General features: G+C 66.9%; 12 protein-coding genes. 9 read left to right on the top strand and 3 right to left on the bottom strand.

All coding sequences use genetic code 11. The features are described from left to right. Positions 1–7: 7 nt before the first annotated feature. Positions 8–673: a response regulator transcription factor gene (locus tag NS6_RS06900; RefSeq protein ID WP_068038278.1), complete on the bottom strand. Its 666-nt coding sequence runs from the start codon at positions 671–673 to the stop codon at positions 8–10. A gap of 111 nt (positions 674–784) precedes the next feature. Between NS6_RS06900 and NS6_RS06895 the strand changes: the two genes are divergently transcribed. Continuing rightward, positions 785–1,090, top strand: coding sequence for a hypothetical protein (locus tag NS6_RS06895; protein WP_068038275.1), 306 nt, complete (start codon positions 785–787; stop codon positions 1,088–1,090). Beyond that, entirely contained in the window at positions 1,087–2,451 is a 1,365-nt protein-coding gene (locus NS6_RS06890; RefSeq protein WP_157112643.1) for a DoxX family protein, read from the top strand. Before NS6_RS06895 ends, NS6_RS06890 begins: the two co-directional genes overlap by 4 nt. A gap of 176 nt (positions 2,452–2,627) precedes the next feature. Here the strand turns inward: NS6_RS06890 and car are convergent, their stop codons facing one another. After that, the gene (car, locus tag NS6_RS06885; RefSeq protein WP_068038273.1) at positions 2,628–6,164 is read right to left on the bottom strand and encodes a carboxylic acid reductase; all 3,537 of its coding nucleotides are present in this window, start codon (positions 6,162–6,164) and stop codon (positions 2,628–2,630) included. A 101-nt stretch (positions 6,165–6,265) separates the two neighbouring features. Here car and NS6_RS35390 point away from each other — a divergent pair, with 101 nt between their 5' ends. After that, positions 6,266–6,877, top strand: coding sequence for a TetR/AcrR family transcriptional regulator (locus NS6_RS35390; protein ID WP_210747314.1), 612 nt, complete (start codon positions 6,266–6,268; stop codon positions 6,875–6,877). Positions 6,878–7,043: 166 nt separating this feature from the next. Then, positions 7,044–8,846 carry a molybdopterin-dependent oxidoreductase gene (locus NS6_RS06875; RefSeq protein WP_084470789.1) on the top strand — a complete coding sequence of 601 codons (1,803 nt, stop codon included), beginning with the start codon at positions 7,044–7,046 and terminating at the stop codon, positions 8,844–8,846. Positions 8,847–9,039: 193 nt separating this feature from the next. Here NS6_RS06875 and NS6_RS06870 read toward each other — a convergent pair whose 3' ends face one another. Beyond that, entirely contained in the window at positions 9,040–9,852 is an 813-nt protein-coding gene (locus NS6_RS06870; RefSeq protein ID WP_068038438.1) for a crotonase/enoyl-CoA hydratase family protein, read from the bottom strand. 538 nt (positions 9,853–10,390) lie between these two features. On the opposite strand from NS6_RS06870, the gene NS6_RS06865 reads away from it, so the two are divergent. The 5 genes from NS6_RS06865 (at position 10,391) to NS6_RS06845 (ending at position 15,445) form a co-directional block, all read left to right on the top strand. Continuing rightward, positions 10,391–10,948 (top strand): hypothetical protein, encoded by a 558-nt coding sequence (locus NS6_RS06865; RefSeq protein ID WP_157112641.1) that lies wholly within the window; start codon positions 10,391–10,393, stop codon positions 10,946–10,948. Between the two features lie 117 nt (positions 10,949–11,065). Further along, a complete protein-coding gene (gene argC / locus NS6_RS06860) occupies positions 11,066–12,136 on the top strand; it encodes an N-acetyl-gamma-glutamyl-phosphate reductase (RefSeq protein ID WP_245669167.1) in 1,071 nt (356 codons plus the stop codon). Then, the gene (gene argJ, locus NS6_RS06855) at positions 12,133–13,338 is read left to right on the top strand and encodes a bifunctional glutamate N-acetyltransferase/amino-acid acetyltransferase ArgJ (protein WP_068038265.1); all 1,206 of its coding nucleotides are present in this window, start codon (positions 12,133–12,135) and stop codon (positions 13,336–13,338) included. Before argC ends, argJ begins: the two co-directional genes overlap by 4 nt. After that, entirely contained in the window at positions 13,335–14,249 is a 915-nt protein-coding gene (gene argB / locus NS6_RS06850; RefSeq protein ID WP_068038262.1) for an acetylglutamate kinase, read from the top strand. Before argJ ends, argB begins: the two co-directional genes overlap by 4 nt. Continuing rightward, entirely contained in the window at positions 14,246–15,445 is a 1,200-nt protein-coding gene (locus tag NS6_RS06845) for an acetylornithine transaminase (protein WP_068038260.1), read from the top strand. The genes argB and NS6_RS06845 overlap by 4 nt, the downstream gene beginning before the upstream one ends. Positions 15,446–15,488: the final 43 nt, after the last annotated feature.

The following is a 15,488-nucleotide window of genomic DNA, read 5'->3' as shown; positions in this document are numbered from 1 at the left end:
GATTCCTTCACGTTCCGACGTCGATGCGGTAGCCGACGCCGGATACGGTGGCGATGAGCCACGGTTCGCCGAGTCGTTTGCGCAGCGCCGAGACGGTGATGCGCACGGCGTTGGTGAAGGGGTCGGCGTTCTCGTCCCAGGCCCGGTCCAGTAGTTCTTCGGCACTGATGACACCACCTTCGGCGGCGACGAGAACTTCGAGCACGGCGAACTGCTTGCGGGTGAGCGCCACATAGCGGCCGTCGCGGTAGACCTCGCGGCGGAACGGGTCCACTCGCAGGCCCGCGATCTCCCGTACGGGTGGCCGGTTGTGGGCGCGCCTGCGGTCGAGCGCCCGGAGCCTGAGCACGAGTTCACGGAGTGCGAACGGTTTGGTGAGGTAGTCGTCGGCGCCGAGCTCGAAACCGGAGGCCTTGTCGTCGAGCCGGTCGGCAGCGGTCAGCATCAGGATCGGCATGCCGCTCCCGGCCGCGACGATTCGCTCGGCGATCTCGTCACCCGAGGGCCCGGGGATGTCGCGGTCGAGGACCGCTATGTCGTATGTGTTGACGCTCAGCAACTCCATGGCCGTCTCGCCGTCGCCGGCCGTATCGGCCGCGATCGCTTCCAGGCGCAGCCCATCGCGAATGGCTTCTGCCAGGTAGGGCTCGTCCTCTACCACCAGAACACGCATGGTCTCGATGTTACGAGCTGCAATATTTCGCCGGCATATCGAAAATCGCGTACGGTCCGGCAACACCGCTGTGCCTTGACTGGCGGCATGCGTCGAAGAACTGGACCAACGGTGACCCGCGGGGCGGCGGCGACCGGCCTGCTGGTTCCCCCCGCCGCGCTCACCGGCACCCTGGTTTATCGGTCGGTACGGTCGCCGGTTCGCCCGGTCGGAGATGTCTCGCGCGGTCACCGCGGCAGTCGGGCCGTCCCGGACGGTGGTGGCCTGCCGAACGGCGGCACAGTGTTCGCCGAGGAGTGTCCCGGCGTGGCCGACCTCGCACCCGACCTGGTCGCAACGCTGCGCGCCGCGGCGAACGAGTACGGCTGCTTCGCCATGTATCCCGACCCGGCACACGGTCAGGGGATGCAGCAGTGACGACAGTCGCAACCATCGCGACCGAACGATCGGAGTCTGCGCGACAGGCGCGGTGGAATCCATTCACCCGTATCGCGTTCCGGTTCTGTTTTCTGTACTTCGGCTTGTTCTGTGTATTGACTCCGCCGATCATGTTCGACCTGAGTGGCCCGCTCGGCCGGCAGTTGGGCTACGACGCACAGTTCTGGCATATCCGGAAACTGCAACCGGTGCTGAACTGGGTGGGCCGGGAAATATTCGGTACCCCCGTACAGCTGTATCCGACCGGAGTCGGTGACCAGGCGATCTTCTGGGTGCTGTTGTTCTGCATCCTGGTCGTGTCTGTGGCGGGCACAGCGGTGTGGTCGGTATGGGACCGGCAGTGTACGCAATATCTGACACTCGCCGGCTGGTATCTTCTCGTCATCCGGGTACTGCTGGCCGGTCAATTGCTGAGTTTCGGCTTCGCCAAGGTGATTCCGACGCAGATGCCCGAGCCGTCCCTGACCACACTCCTGACCGAGTACGGCGATTTCACGCCGATGGCGGTGCTGTGGTCGCAGGTCGGTGTGTCGAGACCGTACGAAATGCTGCTCGGCACGGCAGAAGTCACGGCGGCGATCCTGCTGTTGATACCCCGGACGGCGCTCCTCGGCGCGTTGCTTGCCCTGATCGACACCCTGCAGATCGTCGTCCTGAACATGACCTTCGATGTGCCGGAGAAGATCTCGTCCATCCATCTTCTGCTCATGTCGTTGCTGCTACTGGCGCCCGAGGCACGGCGGCTGGTGCGGGTGCTGCTGCTCAACCGCGCCTCCGGCCCATCCGCCGTGCCGTATCCGTTTCACACCAGGAGATCTCGCCGTATCGCGGCGTTGATGCAGGTCGCGCTCGGTATCTGGATTGTGGTGGCGCTCGTGCAAGGTGGTTTGCATGCCTGGAGTTCCAGCGGGCCCGACCGCCCCAAGCCTGCGCTGTACGGCATCTGGTCGGTGTCGGAGTACACCCGCGACGGATTGCCGGTGCCACCGCTGACAACTGACGAAACCCGATGGAAGACAGTAGTGTTCGACTATCCGGATACCGTCACTTTTCAGCTGATGGACGACACTCTGGTGACAGTCCCCACCGACGTGGACCCCGCGGCACACCTGATCCGGCTGATCGAGGGGGCGCCGCGACCCAGGCCGATGATGAAAGCGGAGAACGCTCGGCATCCCTCGGGCACGCTCACCTTCCGGCAACCGGCCCCGGATATTGCCGTACTGACCGGCGAACTGGACGGCCACCGGGTCGACGTCACACTCGACCGGATCGACCCGGACAGCTTCCCGCAGCGAAGCGCGCCGTTCCGGTGGGTGCAGAACCGCCCCAACTTCTGACCGCGCTTCTGCGGGCCGCGCCGACCATCCGAGTGCACAACGGGCAGGCGGTGCTCCTGTCGCAAGGCCCGCCGCCCGCCCTCGACGGCGACCGCGATGGGCCGTGCTTCCGGCGGCCAGGGCGTGGTTCTCGGCATCGGAGGCAGAGCGGTGCCGCGGTGATGCAGGCCGGAGCCCTACAGCAGGCCCAGCAGATGGAGGTCGCTGGGGTATTTGACGATAACCTCCCGGGTCACGTGTGGAATATCTTCGTCCGAACCGATTTTCGCGTTCCGGACCGCGGTGCGGAACCGTTCGGTGGGTGCGATCGCCCCCCGGATCGGCGTCTGCGGCTGCCGGTAGCTGTGCAGGAGCGGGAGCAGTGAGTGCCGGCGCTGCCGCTCCGGCAGGGCGCGGACGGCGGTTTCGAAGCGCCGTAACCAGGTGTCGTAGTCCGGGATACGTTCGATATGGTCACCGGCGTCGTTCAGCCAGTCGACGTAGGTGTCCAGGGAGATGCCGTCGTCGTACGGGTTCATGACGTGGTAGGTCCGGAACCCGCCACCCGCCTGCGCGCCCAGTGTGGCGATCGCGGTGGCGATGAAACCGACCGGTAGCCCGTCGTAGTGCGCGCGCTGGGGCCGGTCGTCGGTGTCGAGCCGGTAGAAAGAGCCGGGTGCCATCCCGGTGGCGATCAGGCTGAGAATCAACCGGGTGAACATATCGGGGAGGTTGAGCTGCCCGGAGTACTCGGTATCGGCCAGGATCATATCGCAGCGGAATACCGAAACCGGGAGTCCGGCAAGGTCGTTGGCCTCGCGTAACAGCACCTCGCCCGCCCATTTGCTGTTTCCGTACCCGTTGGCGTAGCCGTCGCCGAGCCGGCGCACCGGGCTGATTTCCCGGATATCGGCGTCTTCGGTGAATGCAGCCGGGGCGATCTGATCGCCGACCCCGATGGTCGAGACATACGTGTAGGGCTTCTGTTTCGTGGTGAGTGCGAGCCGGATCAGTTCGGCGGTGCCCGCCACGTTGGGCCCGAACAGCTGGCTGTAGGGCAGGACGTGGTTGACCAGCGCTGCGGGGTCGACGATCAGATCGACGGTATCGGCCAGGTCCTGCCAGACCGGGCGATCCAGTCCCAGGTCCGCCTCCGCCTTGTCTCCGGCGAGCACTCGGAGATGCCGTGCGGCCGGCGCTCGATATCGGGCGAGCAGTCGGGGGTCGCCGCCGGCGAAGGTGCGGTCCAGCCGCTCGCGGGCCGCCGCATCGTTGTCGGCGCGGACCAGGCAGATCAGGGTGCCGCCGGCCGCGGCCATCCGCTCCAGCCATTCCAGGGTGAGGTATCGGCCCAGGAAACCGGTCGCGCCGGTCAGTAGGACGGTGCGGATATCTCTGCCCGGCTCGGGCAGGTGTGGTGCGGCTGCCAGGGTTCGTGGATCGAGGAACTTGTCCAGTGTCAGGTCGGCGGCCGATATCTCGGCGCTCGCCGCGTCGTGCACGGTGGCGAAGGACGGGCGGGTCGTGCCGCGCTGCCGCGTCTCGATGTATTCGGCGAGGGCGCGCAGATCGGTGGCCGGGCCGACGATGACGCCGACCGGCACCTCCACGGCGAAGATCTCGCCCAGCAGGTTCGCGAAGGTCAGTGCCGAAAGCGAATCACCGCCGAGATCGGTGAAATGCACGTCCGGCCGCTGGTCCGCGGCGCTGGTGCCGAGCAGGGCACTCGCTGCGCGGCCGACCGTTTCCAGTACCGGGTGGTGTGCGCCGTCCCGGCGCAGTGCCCGTAGTTCATCGGCCTCGCCTTCCGACAGCTCCGTGTAAAGCTGTTCGAGCCGGGGGCCGTAATACTGTTCGAGCTTCGGCCGGGCCAATTTGCGAATACCGGTGAGCAGCCCGTTCTCGGCCGTGAACGACGTTGTTTCGACCAGGAAGTCGCGGGGGATCTCATACGATTGCAGTCCCGCTGATTTCGCGACCTGCCGCAGCGATGCACCGATGCGGCGTTTCAGCGCTGTAGCGTCGCCGCCGGTTCCGGTGACGGCCGCTTCGGTGGGAACCACCACTGCCAGCAGGTACGAGCGAAGGCTGTTGCCGTACACGTAGATCTGGTGCACGAGCGGGCTTTCGGTAAACGCCGCCTCGAGTTTCGACACCGTGACGAATTCGCCCTGGGACAGTTTCAGGACAAAGCTGCGGCGGTCGATGTAGACGAGGTGGTCCGGGCCGGTCTCGGCGACGATATCGCCGGTGCGATAGCTACCATCGGGGTCGAAGACCTCGGCGGTGATATCCGGCCGGCGGTAGTAACCGGGGATCAAGGTCTCGGAGGCGACCACCAGCTCGCCGCGCGGGTACGGCCGGTCGGTGTGGAAATAACCGAGTTCCGGGACGTCGACGAGCCGGTAGCCGGTTACGGGCGGGCGGCGCACTCGGCCGTCCACGGTGATAATGCCGGTTTCGGTGGCGCCGTACCCGTCCACCAGATGCAGGTCGAGCAGATCTTCGACCCAGTCCCGCAACTCTGCCGAAATCGGTGCGGAACCGGTGACCGCTGCCAGGAAACGCCCCCCGAGCAGCGGCCCGCGCAGCTCGGACCGCACCTGTTCCTCGACCGCGGCCCGGTCTGCGCCGGAGGTGAGCCGGCGCTGGGTTTCGCTGCGGAACCGCTGGTACAGCAGTTCCCAGATTCTGGGTACGAAGGTCAGCTGGGTGGGCCGGACCAGGGCCAGGTCCTCCAGCAAAGTCGACAGGTCACTCTTGGCGGTGAAAAACACGGTGCCGCCCCGGCCGAGTGTCATGAAAAGGATGGCCCGCCCCATGATGTGGCTCATCGGCATGAAACTGAGCACGATCGCCGGTTCCGTGACGCGCTGGCCCCATCGTTCGGCGGTGGATGCCCGCCAGTAGTCGGCCTGCAGCCGGTCGGTGATCACGGCACCTTTGGGGGCGCCGGTGCTGCCGGAGGTGTAGATCAGCAATGCCGGCCGGTCCGGGTCGTTGCCGGGAGGGGCGGGCAGCGGTGGTTGCGTGTCCCCGTGGTTGATCACGTGGGCCAAGGATTCGACGATCACCGCGCTGCCCGCCGCCGCCAATTTCCCGGTCGCGGCCTCGAACGCCGCACGCTGGTCGTCGGCGCGTGAATGGTAATCGAATACCAGCAGTCGCTTGGGCGGGTGACCGGTGAGCGCGAGTTCCACAGCATCGGCGAGCCGGTCGATACTCGCCGCGATCAGCGCCGGTTCGGTTTCGGCGACGATCGGCCGCAGCTGGGCGGCCGTGGCGCTGGTCTGCAGCGGTACCGCCACGGCGGCCAACCGGGTCAGCGCCAGATCGATCGTGGTGTAGTCGATGCTGGTGAACCCCAGGATGCAGGCCCGGTCGCCGGAGTTCAGGACAGTGCCGGTCAAGGATGCCGCGAGGGCTTCGGCACGATTCCACAACTCGCGGTAGGTGATCGTCGTGAATTCTGGCTGCACCTGCATCGAGGTGCGGCCGGTCTGTTCGTCGGTGACGAATCGGACCCCGCGCTGCCCGAGCGCCGGCCGTGTCGCGTAGGCCGTCATCACAGTGTGTGCGACGGCGGCGGTCCCGAGAGCCAGATCTTCGGTTCTCGCGGTGACACGTGGGTCGGGCCGGGCAGCGCAGAACTGTGCATCGGTGGCGTACAGGCGCGCGATGCGGCGTTCGAGCCGGGATTCCCGGACATCGGACTCGGAAATATCAACTGACATCGTGCTCACCTCGGGCTTTTTCCGACGGCACCCTAGAGTGTCATTTGACACTCTCAAGTGTCGAAGAGGCACTCATACGTGTCAAGGGAGAGGTGAGGGATGTGACCGGGACCATCGAACCGGCCGATCCGGTACGGGTACGACGGGTGCGGGTCACCACCGACGCCATCCTCGGCGCCGCCCGGCACGCCATGCGCGAACACGGTCTCGATGTCACCGTCGAGGAAATCGCCGACCTCGCGCAGGTCGGCCGCCGCACGGTTTTCCGCCATTTCGCCACCCGCGACGATCTGATCCGAGCCGCCATCGCGGCGAACTTCGCCGCCTACTTCGACGCGATACCGGCCTACGACGGAACCGACTGGGAACGCTGGCTCGACGATCTCGCCCACCGCGTGCACCGCCGCGCGGCCGAAGCGGGCCTGGTCATCTGGCATCTGCGCGCCCGCCGCCTACCGCCTCGCCTCGCCGCCGCCTACCGCGACCACCTGCATGCCCTGCATTCCCTGTTCGCCACCACCACGGCCACCCTGTGGCACGCGGCCGGCGGCCCCGGCGCACCTCCGGACCGGCTCCGGCGGACAGTTGCCGCACATCTCAGCCCGCTGTTCACCCAGGCAGTACTCCTCGATGCCGAGGGCACCCCGGAATTCGCCGCCGAGAGCGCGACCGCCGCCATCACCGCCGCCGTCCACCGGTTGCGCGCGCCGTGAACCGGTGCGCGAGACCTGGGCCGGTGGCTCCGGCGGGCGCACATCCGCTCCGGCCGGAGCGCGCATACCGGACAAGGCGGCGCTGGGGCAGCAGATAGCGAACCGGTTGCCGGGTGAGGACTTTCGCCTCCGGCGAGCAAGCCGCGATGCGCGTAACGTCGACGGCATGGGGAACGTCGATCGCCCTGCCCCTGATCGGCCCACCGGTTCCGGACCGGACAACCCCGGGGCAGGTAGCCGGCTACTGTCCGACCATCGCCCGCGGCTCCAGCCGGGCGACGATATCCTCGACCCCGGCACCTGGGCCGGCCGCATTCCGCATAGGGGTGGGATCGCACCGCGCCTACGTGTCGGCCGGGACAGATGGTTCAACGTCCTGTGGTTGCTGCCGATCGGCTTCGTGCTCCTGATCACGGCGGTGGCGGTCGCAAAGGGCCTGCACGACATGCCTGCGATCCAGGAGTTCATGGCCCGGCATCCGGGCACGCATGTGTCGCCCGAAGTCGAGGCGCACCCGGGTATCCCGGCCTGGGTGGGCTGGCAGCACTTCTTCAACCTGTTCTTGATGATGTTCATCTTCAGGTCGGGGATTCAGATCTTCGTCGATCATCCGCGCCTGTACTTCCGTCGGGACTGCACTCCGGGCAAGGAATGGCTGCGCGTCCAGCATCGGGTGCCGTCCGACCCGCTGTGGACCGCGAAGCAAGATTCCGTCGGCCTTCCTCGTCAGGTGGGGCTGCCCGGCATCCGGCACTCGATCGGTCTCGCACGCTGGTGGCACCTCGGTGCCGATGTGCTGTGGCTGGTCAACGGTGCGGTTTTCTACGTCCTGCTCTTCAGCACGGGCCAGTGGCGCCATATCGTCCCCACCAGCTGGGATGTGTTTCCCAACGCGATTACGGTGCTGATCCGGTATCTGTCGTTGGACTGGCCCACCACGAACGGCTGGGTGGCCTACAACAGCCTGCAACTGCTGACCTACTTCGTGACCGTCTTCGTCGCCGCGCCCCTCGCGATCCTCTCGGGCCTGGGTATGTCACCGGCCCTGTCGACGCGGTTCTCCTGGATCAGCAAACCGCTGAACATCCAGCTGGCGCGTTCGATCCATTTCCTGGTGATGCTGTGGTTCCTGCAGTTCATCCTGATCCATGTGACCTTCGTGGTGACCACCGAATTCCTGCGGAACCTCGATCACATGTTCGCCGCCCGGGACGACGACAGCTGGATCGGCTTCGGTGTCTTCTCCCTCGCGTTGATTGTCGTAGTAGTCGCCTGGGTTGCCGCGACCCCGTTCACCTTCCGTCATCCGCGGATCGTGCAGCGGGTCGGCTACGCGTTGATCGGGCCCTTCCAGCGCTTGTTCGAGTACACGGACGCGCGGCCCGGCGCCTACACGGACAGCGACATCTCGCCGTACCTGTGGCACAACGGAACCTTCCCGGACAGCGCCGAATACGAGCAGATGTCGGAGAGCGGGTTCCGTGACTACCGGCTGCGGATCTTCGGGCTCGTGGCCGACCCCGTCGAACTGTCCCTCGATGATCTGCGCAGCATGCCGTACCACGAGCAGACGACCCAGCACTTCTGTATCCAGGGCTGGTCGGGGGTCGCGAAATGGGGCGGGGTGTCGATGCAGACGATCCTCGACCTCGTGCGGCCACTGCCCGAGGCGAAATGGGTGGTCTTCTATTCCCTCGCCGAGGGGTCCGACGGCGGAACCTACTACGACGCCCATGCGATCGAGCAGATGAGCCACCATCTTTCGATGCTTGCCTACGATATGAACGACGCACCTCTCACCTACGGGCACGGGGCACCGCTGCGCCTGCGCAACGAACTGCAGCACGGTTTCAAACACGTGAAATGGGTCGCGTCGATCGAGTTCGTCCACCACTTCTCCGATGTGGGCGGCGGGCACGGCGGATACAACGAGGATCATGAATATTACGGCTACCGGCAGTCGATCTGATGCGTCTGCACCAGGCCCGATGCGGTCCGGCACTCGAATACCGCCCGGGGCAGCGTGATCCCGGCTCGAGCGGCCTCGCCGGGCATTCCGATACTCGCCGGTCGATCCGGACGGGCACAGCGGTGCGTGAGTGCCGCCATAGTTGTCTCGGCGGAGAACGGATTACGCTGCTCGGCACGGCATCGGGCGAGCGCTACGGTGAACGTCGGTTTCCGGTGAATCCGGGCGTACGGCGCTCCAGCATCGCCGCGACGGCCTCGTCGTGATCGGCAGTATGGTGCGTGATCGCCTGCATGGCCGCGGAAAGCTCGAGCAGGGTTTCCAGGCTCTGATGCTGCCCCTCGCGGAGCAGGCGTTTGGTCATGCGAAGAGCGTGCGGCGGATTCACCGCGATATCGGCGGCCAGGCAGTGGGCGGCTTCCATCAATCGATCGGGTTCGACGACCTCGTTGACCATGCCCCAGTCGAGAGCAGTGGCCGCATCGATCGCTGCGCCGGTGAACGCCAGCTGGCTGGCACGCGCCATGCCGACAGCGCGGGGCAGCAGCCAGGCGCCGCCGTCGCCGGGGATGAGGCCGAGGCGGACGAAACTTTCGGCGAAGGTTGCGGTGGTGGCGGCGATGCGCATATCGCACATCAGGGCCAGATCGCAGCCGGCGCCGATCGCGGGCCCGTTCACCGCGGCGATCGTGGGGATTTCGCAGTGGTACAGCGCCTTCGGAATGCGCTGGATCCCGTGCCGGTAGCCCTGACGCAGTTCGGCGGGGGTACCGCCGAACATTCCGGCTTTGTCGCGCATGTGCTTCACGTTGCCGCCCGCGCTGAACGCCGTGCCTGCGCCGGTCAGGATCGCGACGCGCAGGGAATGATCCCGGTTGGCCTCGCCGACTGCGGCCTCCAGGGCTTCGATGGTGGCCTCGTCGGAGATCGGGTTGCGCTGTTCGGGGTTGTCGATGGTCCAGACGACGATATCGCCGGTGCGCTGCACGCGCAGGGGTGCGGTCACGGTTGCTCCTCGGGCCACGATGCTGCGGTTGTCTCCGGCAACAATGCCCGATCGAGGCCGGCGCCGTCCCGCTGCGGTGGGTTCACCGGCCGGCGATCGGGTGGGGGTGGCCGTGTCCTCGGGTGGGAAAGGTAGTTCGGTGCCGGTCGGCGGATGTGCACCCGTGGCCTGCCGGTTCTCGTACTGGAAATTGACCCTGGCCGTGTATCCGGTCAGGTTGCGGGTGCGTGCGGCGATCCGGGGCAGGGCGTCGGCCAGTTCGGCAGCGGCCACGGACCCGAGATCGATATCGAGCAGCGCGTCGACGGCGTGTTCCAAGGCGCGGACCTGGGATCGGAACGCATCGGTCGAACACATGTTCTAATTCTAGCGCGTCGAACTTTCGGGGGTAGTCCCTCTTCTGGCGGCCTGACGTATTGCCATCGTCGGCCGTCGGGGTTCGCCCATGGCGTGTAGGTTCTATATCGGTCGAGTGGGTGGTGAAAAAGCGTGTGCCGGTCGGCATCTGACACCCCGAGGTCGTCTGCGGAGGTGTCGTTTGCTCACGTCTCTGGTCGTGGTCTTCGGGCTGTCGGCGGCACTGCTGGCGGTCGCGGCGTGCGGTGACCAGCGCAAGCGGTGGTGGAAGAGGCATGCCTGGCGGTATCGGGACCCGCAGGCGTGCGAGCCGTCCGACGCTGCTCTGGTCGCATGGCGGGTCGTGAAGCTGGCCGCGGCAGCCGTCCTGGTCGCGGGGATATTCGTTGTGAACGGCCCGGTCCGCGCCGCCTCTGCCTACGACCAGCGGGAAGTGTGGGCCGTCGCCCTGCAAGCCGCCGCCGGGCTGGACGGCCCCATTCAGGACAACGAGCTGGCCATCTTGGAGCGGGCCCGCGAGTCGGTGGGTGGCGCGGCCGGAGATCGGGCCGAGTTCGTGGAGGGGGCCGGGATCTTTGTGCAAGACGGCCTGAAGTACTCACTCACCACCTTCGAGATCACCAACGCCGACGGTGACCATCCGGTCTGCCTGACCGTTTTCCCCGACCGGCTCCCCGAATCGACGGCCGAGGTCGCGAAGATCGCAACCGAGACCTGGGTGGCCGAGGGGCGTTGCTGATGTAGTCGACGCCACCTGAGCTCGGTGCTTGTGGGGCGCGCGCGGTTGTTGTGGATGATGGTAGAAGTGTCCGAACCCGTCGATGAATGAGCTTGCATGATCGTGCATAATCATCACATGGCTGATCACACGGATATGCCCGACCGGACCGCACCCCTGCGGGTGGCCGTCGCCGGTGCCAGTGGTTACGCGGGCGGGGAAGTGCTGCGCCTGCTGCTGGGGCATCCGGAGTACCGAGCCGGGCGCCTCGAAATCGGGGCGCTCACCGCGGGCAGCAACGCCGGAACCGCGCTCGGCGCGCACCAGCCACATCTGCTGCCGCTCGCCGACCGTGTCCTCGCCCCGACCACGGCGGCCGAACTGGCCGGGCACGATATCGTCTTCCTCGGCCTGCCGCACGGCCAGTCGGCCGCATTGGCCACCGAACTGCCCGAATCCACGGTGATCATCGACTGTGGCGCCGATTTCCGGCTCACCGACCCCGCCGCCTGGGACCGCTACTACGGCGGGCCGCACGCGGGAAGCTGGCCCTACGGTCTCCCGGAGCTACCGGGCGGGCGGGCGGCGCTGCGTGGCGCCACCCGCATCGCGGTGCCGGGGTGCTATCCGACCGTTGCCAGCCTCGCGCTGGCACCCGCAGTGGCGGCGGGCATCGTCGACCCGGATGTGAATATCGTGGCCGTCACCGGTACCTCGGGGGCCGGCCGCAAACTCGATGTGGGCTTGCTCGGCTCCGAAGTCATGGGCTCGGCCCGCGCGTACGGGATCGCCGGTGCGCACCGGCACACGCCGGAGATCGCCCAGAACCTGACGGCCGTCGCGGGAAACCCGGTGCGGGTGTCCTTCACGCCGATCCTCGCGCCCATGCCGCGCGGCATTCTGGCCACCTGCACCGCCCCGGTGCGAGTCGACGCGGCACAGGCCCGCACTGTCTACGAAAAGGCCTACGCCGACGAACCTTTCGTGCACCTGCTGCCCGAAGGTGTTCTCCCGCAGACCGGTGCCGTGCTCGGCGCGAATACGGTCACCCTGCAGGTGACCGTGGACCCCGATGCCGGCCGGCTGGTGGTGATCGGCGCGATCGACAATCTGACCAAGGGCACCGCGGGCGCCGCGGTGCAGTCCATGAACATCGCACTCGGCCTCGACGAGACCGCCGGGCTGCCCACTGTAGGAGTGGCACCGTGACCACCGACGCACACCTCGTCCACAACCAGGGTGTCACCGCGCCGCTGGGTTTCCGGGCGGCCGGAATCGCCGCGGGACTCAAGACCAGCGGTAAACCCGACCTTGCCCTCGTCTTCAACGAAGGCCCCGATTACGCCGCCGCGGGTGTCTTCACCAGCAACCAGGTGAAGGCCGCTCCCGTGCAGTGGTCGCAGCAGGTGCTGAAATCCGGCCGGCTGCGCGCGGTGATCCTGAACTCCGGCGGCGCCAACGCCTGCACCGGCCCGCTGGGTTTCCAGGACACCCACCGCACTGCCGAGGAACTCGCCACCGCGCTCAGTAATTGGGGCACCGAAACCGGGGCGGGGGAGATCGCGGTGTGCTCCACCGGCCTGATCGGTGACCGGTTGCCGATGGACAAGCTGATCCCTGCCGTCACGGAGATCGTGCACGAGATGGGCGGCGGCATGTCCGGCGGTACCGACGCCGCACACGCCATCATGACCACCGACACCGTGCCCAAGGAAGCCTCCCTGCACCATCCGGGCAAATGGAACGTGGGCGGAATGGCCAAGGGTGCGGGCATGCTCGCGCCGTCGCTGGCGACCATGCTGGTGGTCCTCACCACCGACGCCGTCGCCACCCCGGAACAGCTCGACACTGCCCTGCGCAAAGCAGCCCGGCGCACCTTCGAGCGGCTGGACGTGGACGGTTCGGTGTCCACCAACGACACCGTGCTGCTGCTGGCCAGCGGGGCCAGCGAGGTCGCGCCGAGCCAGGAGGAACTGGATGCGGCGGTCCTGACGGTCTGCGACGATCTGGCCGGTCAGTTGATGGCCGACGCGGAGGGCATCACCAAACGCGTGCTGGTCACCGTGCAGGGCTCGCGCAGCGAGGACGACGCGCTCACCGCGGCCCGCATCATCGCCCGTGACAGCCTGGTCAAAACGGCACTGTTCGGTTCCGACCCGAACTGGGGCCGGGTGCTGGCCGCGGTCGGTACCGTGCCCTTCGAACTGGATCCGGACCTGATCCGGGTGTCGTTCAACGGCTACCCCGTCTGTATCGACGGCACCGGCGCGCCGGGCGCCCGTGACGTCGACTTGTCCGGCGCCGATATCCACGTGGTGGTCGATCTGCGGCTCGGTGACGGATCTGCGACCGTCCGCACCACCGATTTGTCCTACGCCTACGTCGAAGAGAACTCGGCCTACAGCTCATGACCGAAGCGATCCACCAGCTGTCCGCGCTGGACAAAGCGCATATCCTGGCCGGTGCCCTGCCCTGGCTGCAGAAGTTCCGCGACAAGATCGTCGTGGTCAAATACGGCGGTAACGCCATGATCGACGATGACCTCAAACGCGCGTTTGCCGCCGATATGGCCTTCCTGCGCACCGTCGGTGTGCACCCGGTGGTCGTGCACGGCGGTGGGCCGCAGATCTCGGCCATGCTGAAAAAGCTCGGGATGGCCGGGGAATTCCGCGGTGGTTTCCGTGTCACCACACCCGAGGTGATGGAGGTGGTGCGGATGGTGCTGTTCGGTCAGGTCGGGCGGGAACTGGTCGGGTTGATCAACGCGCACGGGCCGTACGCCGTCGGTATCTCCGGTGAAGACGCCAGGCTGTTCACCGCGACCCGCCGCACCGTCGATATCGACGGTGCGGCCACCGATATCGGCCTGGTCGGCGATGTCACCGATGTCCACCCGGACGCCGTGCTGGATCTCATCGGCGCCGGCCGGATCCCGGTGGTCTCGACCATCGCACCCGACGCCGACGGTGTGGTGCACAACATCAACGCGGATACCGCCGCGGCGGCACTGGCCGAGGGGATCGGCGCGGAGAAACTGGTCGTCCTCACCGACGTCGAGGGTCTCTACACCGACTGGCCCGATCGTTCCTCACTGACCAGCGTGATCGACACCGACGCGCTCGCCGCCCTGCTGCCGTCGCTGGATTCCGGGATGGTCCCCAAAATGGAGGCGTGCCTGCGCGCGGTGCGCGGCGGTGTCCCGGGCGCGCATGTCATCGACGGACGTATACCCCATTCGGTACTGCTGGAACTGTTCACCGGGGAAGGTATAGGCACGATGGTCACACCGGCGGCGGACGAGGAAAACGGAGTCAGAGCATGAACACTGCGCAACTGCGGCAACGGTGGTCGAATGTGATGATGCGCAACTACGCCACCCCGGAGGTCGTGCTGACCAGGGGAAACGGCGCAGTGGTGTACGACGCGGACGGCAACCGCTATGTCGATTTCGTGGGCGGGATCGCGGTCAACAGCCTCGGGCACGCGCATCAGGCGATTCTGAGTGCGGTGATGGACCAGCTCGGGACGCTCGGCCATGTCTCGAACCTGTACGGCAGCGAGCCGGTGATCGAACTCGCCGAATCGCTGCTGGCCCATTTCGGTGACGGGGACGGTCGCGCGTTTTTCTGCAACTCCGGGGCGGAAGCCAACGAGGCCGCGTTCAAACTGGCCCGGCTCACCGGTCGCCGCAAGATCATCGCCTGCGACGAGGCGTTCCACGGCCGCACCATGGGGGCGCTCGCGCTCACCGGCCAGCCGTCGAAGCGCGCACCGTTCGAACCGATGCCCCCCGGCGTGGTGCATGTGCCCTACGGCGATGCGGCGATCCTGGAACGCGCGGTGGATGCCGATACCGCCGCGGTGTTCCTGGAACCGATGCTGGGGGAGAGCGGTGTGGTGGTGCCGCCGATGGACTACCTGGTGCGGGCCCGGGAGATCACGGCCCGCCACGGTGCCCTGCTGATTCTGGACGAAGTGCAGACCGGTATCGGCCGGACCGGGAAGATGTATGCGCACCAGGCATTCGGAATCACCCCCGATGTGATGACCCTGGCCAAAGGGCTGGGCGCGGGTCTGCCGATCGGTGCGGTCCTGGCCACCGGGCCTGCCGCCGATCTGTTCACCCCCGGATTGCACGGCACCACCTTCGGTGGTAACCCGGTCAGTGCCGCTGCGGCGCTGGCGGTCCTGCGCACCATCGCCGAGGACGGCCTGCTCGACCATGTCGAATCGGTCGGCAAACGGCTCAGCGACGGAATCGCGGTCCTCGAACATCCGCTGATCGCCGATGTGCGCGGCGCCGGCCTGCTCATCGGTATCGGCCTCACCCATCCGGTCGCGCCTCGGGTGGAGGCCCGTGCCCGCGCCGCCGGGTATCTGGTGAACCCCGCCAAACCCGATGTCATCCGGCTGGCGCCGCCACTGGTGCTCACCGAAACACAGGCCGACAATCTGGTGCTGGATCTGCCGGTGATCCTCGACGAGGTCCTGGCCGAGACGAAAGGAGCCCCGGCATGATCGGGTCGAGCGCGGAGCAGGTAGCGCAGCACAACCACGTAGC

This window comes from Nocardia speluncae NBRC 108251 (assembly GCF_001613245.1).
In the GTDB taxonomy this organism is placed as follows: domain Bacteria; phylum Actinomycetota; class Actinomycetes; order Mycobacteriales; family Mycobacteriaceae; genus Nocardia; species Nocardia speluncae.
The sequence above is the reverse complement of the archived record's forward strand: the minus strand, read 5'-3'. Positions and strand labels throughout refer to the sequence as shown.